The sequence below is a fragment of the [Clostridium] clostridioforme AGR2157 genome, from assembly GCF_000424325.1.
Taxonomy (GTDB): domain Bacteria; phylum Bacillota; class Clostridia; order Lachnospirales; family Lachnospiraceae; genus Enterocloster; species Enterocloster clostridioformis_A.
In genome coordinates this window covers 1-12,004 of the sequence record NZ_AUJR01000077.1, presented here as the reverse complement: position 1 = coordinate 12,004, position 12,004 = coordinate 1, and the positions used below count along the sequence as shown (strand labels likewise).

At 44.9% G+C, this 12,004-nt stretch carries 8 protein-coding genes and 7 pseudogenes; 2 read left to right on the top strand and 13 right to left on the bottom strand.

The window, feature by feature from the left end:
• Window positions 1–346 precede the first annotated feature (346 nt).
• The 9 genes and pseudogenes from G614_RS28535 to G614_RS28515 all read right to left on the bottom strand — a co-directional run.
• Window positions 347–878, bottom strand: a pseudogene (locus G614_RS28535) (VirB6/TrbL-like conjugal transfer protein, CD1112 family); the annotation flags it as partial.
• The gene (locus tag G614_RS35185; RefSeq protein ID WP_420341541.1) at window positions 833–976 is read right to left on the bottom strand and encodes a hypothetical protein; all 144 of its coding nucleotides are present in this window, start codon (window positions 974–976) and stop codon (window positions 833–835) included. The gene G614_RS35185 and the pseudogene G614_RS28535, both read right to left, overlap by 46 nt.
• A 65-nt stretch (window positions 977–1,041) precedes the next feature.
• Complete coding sequence (locus tag G614_RS35180; protein ID WP_420341542.1) at window positions 1,042–1,155, bottom strand: hypothetical protein; 114 nt, start codon at window positions 1,153–1,155, stop codon at window positions 1,042–1,044.
• Between the two features lie 132 nt (window positions 1,156–1,287).
• Window positions 1,288–1,619 (bottom strand): annotated as a pseudogene (locus tag G614_RS35175) (recombinase family protein); the annotation flags it as partial.
• A 125-nt stretch (window positions 1,620–1,744) separates the two neighbouring features.
• A pseudogene (locus G614_RS28525) lies at window positions 1,745–2,179 on the bottom strand (replication initiator protein A); the annotation flags it as partial.
• Between the two features lie 350 nt (window positions 2,180–2,529).
• Window positions 2,530–4,099: pseudogene (locus G614_RS28520) on the bottom strand (relaxase/mobilization nuclease domain-containing protein).
• A complete protein-coding gene (locus G614_RS0122100; protein WP_027643662.1) occupies window positions 4,071–4,469 on the bottom strand; it encodes a plasmid mobilization protein in 399 nt (132 codons plus the stop codon). Before G614_RS0122100 ends, G614_RS28520 begins: the two are co-directional and overlap by 29 nt.
• Before the next feature lie 468 nt (window positions 4,470–4,937).
• Window positions 4,938–5,134: pseudogene (locus G614_RS33085) on the bottom strand (helix-turn-helix domain-containing protein).
• Window positions 5,124–5,570, bottom strand: a pseudogene (locus tag G614_RS28515) (RNA polymerase sigma factor); the annotation flags it as partial. The pseudogenes G614_RS33085 and G614_RS28515, both read right to left, overlap by 11 nt.
• Window positions 5,571–6,003: 433 nt before the next feature.
• On the opposite strand from G614_RS28515, the gene G614_RS0122090 reads away from it, so the two are divergent.
• A complete protein-coding gene (locus G614_RS0122090; RefSeq protein WP_027643661.1) occupies window positions 6,004–6,480 on the top strand; it encodes a PIN domain-containing protein in 477 nt (158 codons plus the stop codon).
• Window positions 6,481–6,482: 2 nt separating this feature from the next.
• Window positions 6,483–6,656: a hypothetical protein gene (locus tag G614_RS32070; RefSeq protein ID WP_166430229.1), complete on the top strand. Its 174-nt coding sequence runs from the start codon at window positions 6,483–6,485 to the stop codon at window positions 6,654–6,656.
• Window positions 6,657–7,210: 554 nt separating this feature from the next.
• Here G614_RS32070 and G614_RS35170 read toward each other — a convergent pair.
• The 4 genes and pseudogenes from G614_RS35170 to G614_RS34720 all read right to left on the bottom strand — a co-directional run.
• Window positions 7,211–7,336 carry a hypothetical protein gene (locus tag G614_RS35170; RefSeq protein ID WP_242828182.1) on the bottom strand — a complete coding sequence of 42 codons (126 nt, stop codon included), beginning with the start codon at window positions 7,334–7,336 and terminating at the stop codon, window positions 7,211–7,213.
• Window positions 7,337–7,476: 140 nt separating this feature from the next.
• Window positions 7,477–9,162: a DUF2264 domain-containing protein gene (locus tag G614_RS28505; RefSeq protein WP_044918570.1), complete on the bottom strand. Its 1,686-nt coding sequence runs from the start codon at window positions 9,160–9,162 to the stop codon at window positions 7,477–7,479.
• A 1-nt stretch (window position 9,163) separates the two neighbouring features.
• Window positions 9,164–11,410 carry a glycoside hydrolase family 2 protein gene (locus G614_RS0122070; protein WP_027643660.1) on the bottom strand — a complete coding sequence of 749 codons (2,247 nt, stop codon included), beginning with the start codon at window positions 11,408–11,410 and terminating at the stop codon, window positions 9,164–9,166.
• A gap of 270 nt (window positions 11,411–11,680) precedes the next feature.
• Window positions 11,681–12,004, bottom strand: a pseudogene (locus tag G614_RS34720) (IS630 family transposase); the annotation flags it as partial.

Here is a 12,004-nt window from a genome sequence, read left to right as displayed (position 1 = left end):
TCTGTGTATACCTGTCACATTCCGCTATGACATACGGCGAATACAACCATCCTACACCGCCGGGTCGAGTATCCCGCCTCGGACTGCCCTTAAAGCAGTTTAGCCTTGTTCCTCGTTCACAATGTTGCGTCTTGCCGCTCAGTCGTGGGTAGATGGTTTCCCCAACTTGCGACGTTTCCGGTACGCTATTGTCCCCCTTATGGTTTCCCTCCGGGGTAAACCGGCTGACGCTAAAGCGACGCTTTTTCAGCGTCTTTGATACTTTTCTTTACCGGCTTGCCAAAGCCGGATTCCCAAAATGCCCACGCACCGCCTGTGGATGACAAGCGACGCTTCTGGACGCGCGGTAAATCTCGATCATACGGCCATAGACCACCAGGAAAATACAGATGGAGAGGATATTCATGGTGAGCCCCACAACCATGCTCTGGAACCACAGCCCTAAAAGAGGTCCTAAGTCCATAGCCTCAAGCTGGGCCTCCATATCGGGGATGGCGGTGGACAGGTCAATGCTGGTAGAACCGCTGATAATACCTCCGCTCTGGCTCACCACATTCTGGGCCACATCAAAGATTGCCATGACGATATCCCATGTGTTGGTGACTAAGAACACGGCCACAAAGGTTTTGAATATCCACTTGAAGAAAATCTATGTGTCTACATCATGCAGGTTGTTCTTCTCGATCACAAGCTGGATGAGTTCGTAGCACATCACAAAAGTTAAAATGATACCGGCTATGGGGATAATGACTGTTTCAGACAGAGACCGGATGAGGTTGAAAACGCCGCCGTTCCATGCCAACCTCCCCGGCGATCTCGCCCACTTTGGTATTTACCGTGTCAAACATCCCCGACAGGTTAGCTTGAAGATAGCGCATAACTCGCTGATACGCTTCTCGGCGGCTTCCAGCTCCTTTTTCTTGGCGGCGTTCCTGCGCTTGCCCCCGTCCTCGTTCTGCTCGATTAAGAGTTTCATAAACCGGGCTTCGTGCTTGGCGGCATAGCTCGTCACTTTCCGCAGATTGGAGAGTACGCCAGCGGTCAAGAGGTCGGTGCGGATAAAGTGCGCCGTACAATCATGGGTACGCTTCTTGTAGCTGTGCAGATATAACAATCCTGTCTGCGCTTTTCCGTCTGGTAACGCTGCTGATACATGACGCTCCCGCAATCGGCACAAAAGAGTATGCCGGAGAATAAGCCCACCTCGTCATAGCGGTTGGGGCGTTTGCGCTGCTTGCGTAGCTCCTGCACACGCTCCCATGCCTGGGTGTCAATAATAGGCTCGTGGTGGTTCTCAAAAATCGCCTGTTTCTCTCCACGCTGTGCTTGGTCTTGTAAGACGGCTTTTCCGTCTTGAAGTTTACCAGACAGCCCGTGTATTCCCGGTTTTCAAGGATATGTACCACGGTGTTTGTCGCCCACTTGCACTCATAGCCGGGGTGGTAGCGGCGGGTGCTTCCCGTCCGGCGGTATTCCAGCGTCCCCGGCGTGGGGATTTCCTGCTCCGTCAGCATACGGGCTATCTTGGTAGGACCGTTCCCGGCAAGGCACAAGCTGTAAATCTGCTTGACTACCGGGGCGGCTTCTTCGTCAATGATGAAATTTTCGTCCTCGTCCATGAGGTAGCCATACACGGGCTTGCTTGTGACAGGCTTCCCACTCATGCCCTTTGACCGTTTTACTGCCTTGATTTTTTTGCTCGTATCTCTCACCAGCCATTCGTTAAAAATGTTCCGCAGCGGGGCAAAATCGTTGTCGCCCTGTGCGCTGTCCGCTTTTCTGGACTTATGAGGGTCGGTTTTCCGGCTGTCATAAGGTCGGAAATCTGGACGACTGGCGGCATTTTCACATAAAGGCGGTTTGCTGCGGAAAAGCCCGCCCGTTTCCGTTCCAGCAGCCCGGCAGCGTCCAGCTCGTTCAGTGCGTTCTTTATGGCGGTGCAGCCCCTGTCCAGCATATCCGCAATCTCGGCAACGGGATAGACAATGAATGTCCTTCCCTCGCCGTCCTGCCAGCCGTTTTTCTGGGAAAGGGTGGTGCGGTCTAACAGCAGCGCATACAGCAGCTTTGCAGTGTGCGATATGTCCATTTTCAGCAGGAAACGGGGATAGGGCAGATAGGGCGGCAAACCCGTGTCAATCCCCACATAGACGGTTTCCTGCGTTTCCTCCGGCTTCATGGCTTCGCCCGCTTGGACGTAAACGGCGGGCACTCAATAATCTCTGCCCGGAAGCTCTGCTTGCATGGGCGGCTGCATTTCCGGCATAGGGCGTTGTAAGTGATACGATTGCGGTCATTGAGGAAAAAAGCCCATTCCTCCTTGCGCTTTTTACTCATTCTCGGCATGGCGGCTCCTTTCTGCCGTTCCTATCGGGGTAACGGGATAGACGGCGTTTTGCGTATTGTTTCGGTGTCATTTTCGTTGATTTTTTCCTCTGTAAGCGGCGTTTCTATCTTTAGCCGGATTGCAGATAGGGAAAGTATCAACAGCACGATTTGTATGATTTCGGTATCATTCCGGGACGGTCTTTATCGCTCCTGTTCCTGCTTTTTCTGCTGGCTCGGTGCGCCGTGTAAAATCTGATCGATATTCTTCTTGACCGTCTGAAGCTCCCGGACACGTTCACGCTTTTCCGGTAGGCGTTATATCCGGCGTTCTTTTCAGCGGTAAGCCGTTCTATCTCGCCTTGCAAGGCTTTGCTGGCTGGCAGCTTGGTTATGCCCTGCGCCTTCCCGGTAGGCTCTCCGGGCTTTGTCCGATTTCTGCGCTTTCAGCCCGTCACGGGCGGGCTTCGTGCCGATATAGTCCAAAAGGCAGCGTTGCAGCTCCTTTTTCTCCCGGATTGCGGCTTCCAGCGTTTTCAGCCCTGCAAGGCATTCCAGCATATCGGCATGGGCGGCGGTAAGGGCTGCGTCCAGCTCGTCCGGGCTGGAAAAGCCGTATTGCTGGTAGGCGGCAAGGGTCGCCGCCATCTGCTTCAAGTTGTGCAGGGTCGCCCATTTCTCATAGCCCCTGCCTTTCCCCTCGGCTCGCTTGGCGGCTATGTCCACCATGCCTTGAATACCGTTCTTTTCCGGGGCGGTTTTCGCCGCTTTTGCCGCCCGTAAGCGGTCTTTGATACTGCCGGGGTATTCCGCTATGGCTGCGGTCTTTTCGGCGGCTCTGGCGGCGTTCTGCGTGAGAACGGCAAGGACGGCGGCACGTTCAAAATCGTCCCCCAGCTTCCGGGCAGTAATGGGCTTCGCCCTGTCCGGCGTGAGGTAACTAAGCCTCCCCCGGCTCTCCTTGACGGTTACGCCATGCCGCAAAAGCAAAGCGGAAAACTCGTCAAAGGTGGCAGCATGGGAGAGGGCTTCCCGGACAGTCCGGCGCAGCTTCGCCTTGTCGGTTTCAAACTTGGTCGGCTTCTCCGGCTTGCCCCCGGCGGCAAGGGCGGCGTTCTCCCTGTCACGGGCAAGCTACCCTTTTTTCTGCGCCCAATACTCGCGCTCGGTGATACGCTCCTTGCTGCCGCCCAAAAGGTCAATCTAGTAAAGCCCCTCGCTGTGGCACATCTCCATGACTTCGGCTTTCAGATACTTCATGGCTGCGTCTGTACAGCGGTGCTTGCAGCCTGCTTTCCTGTCCGCTGGTCTGTCCATGTGGAGCAGCATGGGAACGTCTGCAATCCGCAGGGAATTGATTACGATATGCACATGGATATTTTCAGCGTGGTTATGCCCGTCCGGGTGGGTCAGACAAGGGCTTGGTGTCCGGGGAAATGCTCGGCGCAAAACTTCTCGCCCAATTCCTGCGCCCGGTCTGCGGTCAAGCCGTTGTCCGTTCGTCCCGTGGGTCAAAGATGATAATGTAATGGTGGCTCTTTACGTCCTCCCGTTTCTGGTTCTTGCCATAGCGGAGATTCGCCCGCATACACGCAACGGAAAAATCATCGCCGCCGCAGTTCAAAGAAGATATGCGGTAGTCCTCCCTCGGCACAAGCCGCCCCGCTTCATCACGGACGGGCTTCATGGAAAACTCGTCATGCTGGAAAGTGAGGTAGGCTTCGGCTGCGCCATAGTCGGCGTTCTTAGAGCTGATATGTTTTAATATCGCCAACGGCTTCCCCCACTTTCTGTAAGATTTCAAACTTCAAGGCGGCAAGCCCGGCGGCGGCTCCCCGGACTTCGGCGGCAAGCTCCCGGTAAGGACTTCCGTACTCGTTCAGACAGCGGGCAATCTGGTTTAAGTTGCCACCGATTTTCCCATATTCGGCGGTCAGCTTCCCGATAGCGGAAAGCAGCTCGTCATTGACCGGGGAAACAGTAATGACGGGGCGTATGGCTGCCCCTCGTATGGCTTGACGGATAATCTCGGACTGGCTGATTTCATAAGCTGCCAGCCGCCCGGTAAAGTCGGCGTATTCCTCGTCCGTCATGCGGGTTTTTACCACATGGCGGCGGTGGGGCGTGTTGTATCGTTTGGGCATGGTCGTAACCTCCTTTCGATTGCCGCCATAGCAGCGGCAGTGATATGCGGCGCAAGCTGCAAAAGCAGGGTTTGGGGAAGGCACTCCCCAACAAGATTCCCACGGGGCAAAAGGAGCGATAAGCGGATTTTGGCACCGTGGTAGAATCTTGCTCTTAGTAACTTCCGACTTCCCCTGTGCGTGGCTTTCTGCTCGTTCCCCGCCACGACGGCAAAGGAAATTTGCCAAAGCGGCGGCGGATTTTTTCGTAAACTTCCCCTTACTCCCTACAACACCACACTTTGCGATTTTGCCAAAGATTTAATAAACTCTTAATAATTTTTCTTTCAATACCTACAACACCACGTAAGCCGGAATAGGCGGGAAATGGTAGCAAAGAGCGCAAAAAAGCAGCAAATCTTTTTCAGACTTACTGCTTGTATGTGCCGCTGCAATGAGCGGCGAATATTCAGTTTTCAGACAACCCGGCTAACGGTCAAAGCGGAACTTGAATTGACTTTCTATGAGTTTTGTCTTGATGTAGTCCTCCATATCTATGTTGAAATGCCCATAGATATGGGAGCAGTAGCGGATATATCCGGCATAATGGGTAAGTACCTCGTTCATAGCTTCTGGGTCACCCTCATGCGCCTTTAAATCGTTTCGCATGGAAGTAGCCTGTTCATGGATAATCACCTCCATTTCCTGCCGGAGCTGCTGCAAGGCAAGCTGAATATGCCGCCCTGCTGTGCTGCGTGTCTGCCTGTACCGCTTGCCGATTTCCTTTTGCGTATAGTTCCGGAAATAGTACAGGAAAATTTCTTCCTGCTTCTGTTGTGGCAACATGGACAGGGCGGCAGTAAGGGCAGGGTCGCTTATCAAAACAATTTGTCCGCAAGTTGTAAAGGGATAATCCTCGTCTATTAGCGGCTGTGCAAAGTATTCGTCTGTGGTGCTGAACAGCACAAACTTTTCCTCGGACAGATATTCAAGGGAGATTTCCCTTTTCCACCTTGCAAACAGCATACGAGCAGCGTCTATGGAAGCATGGCGAATGACAATCTTGCAATAAGCGTTGTGGGTATGTTGGATATGTTCTTTGTAGGCTTCAAAATCGGGCATGGGTTTCCCCCCTTCTCTGATGATAGTGAGGGGCGGCTGCACTCCTTGCTGTCGCCCCTTGATTACCCACCAGCAAGGACAGGTGGGGCTGTCTACGGCGGGCGCAGCCCGTTCATCTTGTCGTTGACTGCCTCGGCTGGCTTTGCTAATTCATTCTATATACCTCGTTATCGCTGTCAGGTTCTATTTTCAGTTCGTACATCTCAAAAGGTTCCTCCGGCTTTACCACCGCAGGGTGCCGTTTCATGTACCGTTCCACATCAAATTCATTTTTCTTGTCGGCATCGGCAAGGTACTTGTAATTCTTGTGGGTGGCTCATCAACTCTTTGCCACATTGTCAAGTGATGAATTCAAAATTTCAATTCTCCATTGTTTTTATATGCGTTTTTTTGTATAATCTAATTATGAAAATGCTTATTGGAGGTGGTGGATATGGGAAAATTAAGAGTTTACCTGGATACCTCAGTGATCAGTCACTTACTACAAGAAGATGTGCCTGAAAAAATGGCCGATACCAAACAATTATGGGAAATGTTTCACACAGGAAAATATGAGGTATATCTTTCCACAGTGACACTTGAAGAACTAAAAGGATGTTCAGAACCAAAGCAGAGCCAACTTTTCGATTATTTAGGGCTTATTGATTATACTCTCGTTCAAATCGATGATAATGTTGCAGATATTGCACAGCAGATTATTGAAATGGGTATACTAACAAAGAAAAGCTATGATGATTGTCAACATATTGGAGCTGCTATTGTTAGTGAATGTGACTGTATTATATCATGGAATTTTAAGCATATTGTAAATATTAAGACAATAAGAGGGATACGGGCAATTACTAATCTGAAAGGTCATAAACCGATTGAAATTCTAAATCCATCTGTACTATTAGAAAGTGAGGAATGATTATGAACAAACCTGTTCTAAGTCCTGATTTTACCATTGAGGATATTCACAAATTAAGAGAATATAACTACTATCAGACAAAGGATATGAGCCGACAGGAGCGCATAGACTATTATAATACTCGTGGAATAGAAGTCCATAAAGAGATACAGGCCAGAAAATTACAGAAAATATGAATTTGTATGTGATAAATATTTGTATTCTGGAAATTTGTTTATTTTAGTGTACACAGCGAATTTATGTTGATACAACACGAAAGTTTTACCATAAGCTAAAATTGTTGCTACGTCTGCAGAACAAGCAGTTTACTAATGCAATCTTATAACAAATATGCCCCTTCTTCATATTAAGAGAAGGGGCATATCTTGTGTTTAATTTTCTGCATCATTCGTATGGTGGCTGTTGTGACCACCTACCTTTACTATACGGATGCTGTTGGCTTCTGTCAAGATATATTGGAAAATTCCATGAAATATGGTACACTTTTGATGTGAAACCATCAGGAGGTGTGCCATGAAGCTAAAAACAGACGATCCCTTTGTGCCTGAAAATATCAGGGTAAAAATCAATGGACTGCAGTCCCTGCTGGATCGGGCAGCAGACTTGTACAGTGATATCTATGACTGGTATGACAGGGAGCTGAAATCTTATGATCCCAAAGCCACAGCGGATGATGAACTGTTTGACCCTGGCACGGGAACTGTTGTGGAGGGGATCGATTACCTGGCGATCATGGAATCCCTGTCAGAGCTTGATATTTTCTGCTGTATACTGCTATTCTGTAACCATAAAAACGAAAAGGCTCGTCTTTGTTATCCTCTATTTTTTGCCGGATGCGACTAATGGTATTGGTAATTGCAGTCAGACAGCTTTCACTGTTTTCATGCCATACGGCCTTAAAAATCTGTTCATTGGAATCCGAATATAAAAACTACGGACTCCAATCTTTTCTTTCAAGGTTACTATTTATCAATGAATATTAATTGGCCGGACTCTTTATTCGAACTCAACATTCGTCACTAATGTCTGTGTTCCCTCCTCAACAGAGTATTCTACACAAGGAATAGCGCTTCTTGAAAAGAATAAACTGCTATTAGGTGCAGAAGAAATGATTTTTCCAATTCCACCACTCACCTTACAATAGCCATTTTTATTTTTTACCATAGCACTTGTCTCTGATGCTGTTGCATTATATTCTTGTGATTCAATATCCATTGCAAAACCTGCATCATAGGCTTTGCATGCAACATTGCTGTTAATCACATGTGTTCTTAACTGATGTGCCGGAGAGCATTCCACTGTTGTAGTAACATCTATACCAACATATGGACTCCAGATAATCTCCATTTTATTTTTATCCAAAATGGAAGCTTTTTGAATCTTCCAATGTGAATAATAATTTCCATTAATTTCGAATGTCAATTCGCAATCTGGAGCGTAATTTTCAAGAGAATTACTCTCTTTATGAATGCTAAAGCCATACTTCGTTGAATATGAAAACTTATTATATTTCTCTTGTGCATGGCCAAGAGAAGCACCGCTTCGTGCAGGAGGGCAAGGATAGCAAACAACATTATCTGCAGTTCTTGTTAAAATCATATTTGCTTCATCAAGACGCTTTACACTATCAAGTGTAGGCATCTCTGCAGGAGTTATATTCCAAAATTCATTTGCATCATCTAACGCCAAGAATAAAAATGCTTTAAATGTCCAATACGGTGAACCCGGTGCATTATATGTTTCAGCCATATTAAGATTTGAATATTTATAACCAATCGTTAAAATATGTCCATTATCATAAATTGGTGTTTCTAGCCATTTTGAAAGACTTCTAAACAGCATTCCTTTCATTACATTCATTGGCAATACTTCTACTCCCGTATAAATACACGCACTATAAAATGCAGACTGTGCATAGCGGTAAGTTAAACTTCTACCGTACGGAATCCCCTCACCCTTTTCGTCAAACCAATACTGAAAATCTCTGGCAAACTGAATTGCGCGGTTTTTAAATTCAGCGCTCATCTCCGGATCTTCTTCTTTCATGAAATGGGCGTATAACAGTCCATAGTAATGATAAGCAAACGCTATGTAATAATCCTTACTTCCATTTGGTCCATCCGAATACCATCCATTGCCATTATAATAGCTATTAATTCTCCCCATGCTAATATTCAGACGTTCCTGGTTAAATTCTGCTCTGTTCAATTTCTTAAAGAGAACATTTACCATAATGCAAAAGAACTGCCAGTTATTTGTATTAAGCTCATGGCAATTAATTTGAGATAACCACCCTGCCAAATTATCCTTTTCACTCTGCTTAAGCGGTTCCCATAACTTATCTGGGACTAATAGCAACGCTAAAGCAATCGACATCATTTCTACAAACCGCTGGTCTCTGTCTGTACACTCCCCCCAATAATCTACATTTGAAGGGTCTGAACCCGCAGCAAGTCCTCTCCTATAAATATCTTCAAGCTCCGGCCATTCTCCGCCCCCCGCCAAATAAGGAGCAAATCCAAGCAAAGGGCGAACCATTGATTCCAGCTGCGCTACACTTTCTTCATATTTGGAACCTGTGTACCCCAATATCACACGTCCCTTATGATCCGAAAAATGTGGAATAATTTCAGAAAGCATATCCCTTAACTCGTCAACATATTCTTTTTTTGTCTCTAACATTTCAAAGTCCTCCCTTTGTTATCTTTTTTATCTTCGTCAGCTTTGCGTTTAATTCACGGCATTGCTGATCTGTAACAAACTTTTTCATATGGCTAAGAATCCTATCTAGCGGCATACTACCGGAACGTTCTCTCATCTGTTGTGCAAGCTTAGGCATGCATTCCTCTATTACCTTCATTGCTGCCTCACTTGCAACTAGATCCTGGCTGGAATCTCTAATAGAGTACATTCCTTTTGGAAAAATCTTTTCTTCTTCCACAATATCCGTAAACCAATTCCTTACGTTCAATCCAGGATTCGCATCTTTATATATATAAGATTGATTTGGTTCATCTACTAGGCAAAATACAGCTTCATCTTCACAGTTCTCTCCTACAACCTTTACCGTATTCTTACCCTTTTTTAATTTAATACCCTCGAATTTAAAGACTCCGATATCTGCAGTAATACTCTGAGCCACATTATTAGCATATAATGTAATTGTTCTTAAGTTCGAATATGCCTTTATTGTAATTGTTTCTTCGGATCGATTAATAAAACGAGTTTGAGCTATTTTTACAAATGGACTATCTGACCACTGCGCCTTATAATAATAAAAAGCATCTTTCTTAATTTGGCGGTCATAGCTAATCAATCCTTTTGTATTCCGGTATTGAATTCCTCCTTCATCTCTAATCTCACTGCTAAAATCATATAAATTCCATATATATGTACCAAATAAGTATTTTTTAGCTTTGAAAATAGGATAAACTGTTTCATGATATAGTGCCTGAAATTCCTCTGTATAGTCTTTAACCTTCGGATTTTCCGAATGAAATGCAGTATTACAATCTACGCCATATTCCGTAATGCCAAATGGAATATCGGGATTTTCACAATGAAAATCCTCTAAAAACTGTTCTGTATCTTCCATTTCACCATAATACCAGCCAAAATAAATATTATATCCTACTACATCCGTGATATGGTTCAATTTACTTTCATTCTTTACACTATTTAAATTTGCACAGGCAGTCAGTCTTGTGGGATCTAACGATTTAACGATCTGATTTAATTCCTCCATTTTTTCATACATTAACTGACTCTCGCCGAACATGGCGATTTCATTTTGAATTCCCCAAAAACATATAGAGGGATGGTTTATATTTTGTAATATTAATTCTTTCATTTGGCAAACAGCATTCTCAAAAAGCACTGGACTATCTGTAAATCTAAGCATCGGAATCTCTGCCCATACTACAAGCCCTTTTTGATCACACATATCATACATCTCTTTAGGATGCTGATAGTGGGAAAGCCGTACACTGTTGGCACCAATCTCCATTATATCCATCATGTCCTGTTTCCACTGCTGCTCTCCTACCGCATTATACACATTCCCATAATCCTGATGTTTAGCCACACCATTTAATACCAAATGATTTCCATTCAAGAAAAATCCTTTGGAAGGATTAATTGTCACATTTCGAAAACCAAAAGGAATTATTACTTTATCTATTATACCGTTCTCACATTTTAATTCCGCGCTCAATTCATAAAGTGCTGAATTGTCTTTTCCATTCCATAACACTGGATTGCCAATGGTCAGTTCTGTTTTTTTGATGGATGATGTAGTTTCAATTTCACATACTCCATCAGGGTTATAAACTTTATATATTACTACCGGTTCTTCTTGGTTAACTTCCTTTATAACATGGGGTTCTAACGTAATTTTTCCAATTCCGTTGGTTTCCAAATTGGCTAGAACAATCACACCCTCTGTTCCATAATAAGTTCGATCAAAGCATATTTTGGATGTTACTATTAAATCGCTTCCTCGATATAAACCACCAAAAATTGTAAAATCACCGGTTAAGGGTGAAATTGCCTCAAAAGAACGATTATCCACCAAAACATATAGATAGTTTTCAGTATTGCTTTTGCAATACTGCGTAATGTCAAAGGAAAAAGCAGAATATCCTCCTTTATGTTCTCCAACAAAAATCCCATTCAAGAGGATTTTGCACCATCGCTCTGCGGCATAAAATTTAAGGACAATCCGGCTGTTTTCAATCGGCTGCGGTAAATTAAAACATTTTCGATAAACAGCAGTACCTTTATAAGCATTTCCTTCCTGGTACCATGTATGTGGAAGCTCTACTTTTTCAAATTCATTTTCGTTCACTGCAATTTGCTTCAAATCTGTAACACTCTCAATATTTGCTTGAGGCAACTTTTGAAACTCCCAATTTTTATTAAATTCTCCCATTTATTATTTCCTTTCTGCATACAATATATTTATGGTCAATATCCCTTATATTTAATAAGGAAATATCCATATTATTACCAAACCTTCTATAATGATGTAAAATATCAGTTTCCGCTTCCTACTCTTAATTTGCTGAGATTTTCTCTTACTTCATTCATCTTCTCTGGTGTCAACTCATAATATCTCATAGCTATCACATTACAGATAGCTCCTAAAACACATACACCATAATAGAATACTAGTACAACTCGATTTAAATAAGCTTACAATTTAAGCATTGGTAGTAATCTGATTTCTTGGCTTACGTGTCCGTGCTTTGGGCGCACGTTTCCCTTGGTTTTCAGGACTTGCTGCTTTCGCATTTACAACTTCATAGACGATTGTGCCCACATCCTCTTCCGAAAGATCAATCGTGTCCAAGCGGTATTTCCATTTGTAGGGGACGGGAACCTCATTGATTTCTTCAAAGTATTTCAAAATCCGTTCCTTTAGTTCCTCTTTCGAGCCTACACGAATCCCGGACAACATCTGGCGGGTCATTTTGCTGAAAAAGCCTTCCACCATATTCAGCCAGGAGCCATGTGTGGGTGTGAA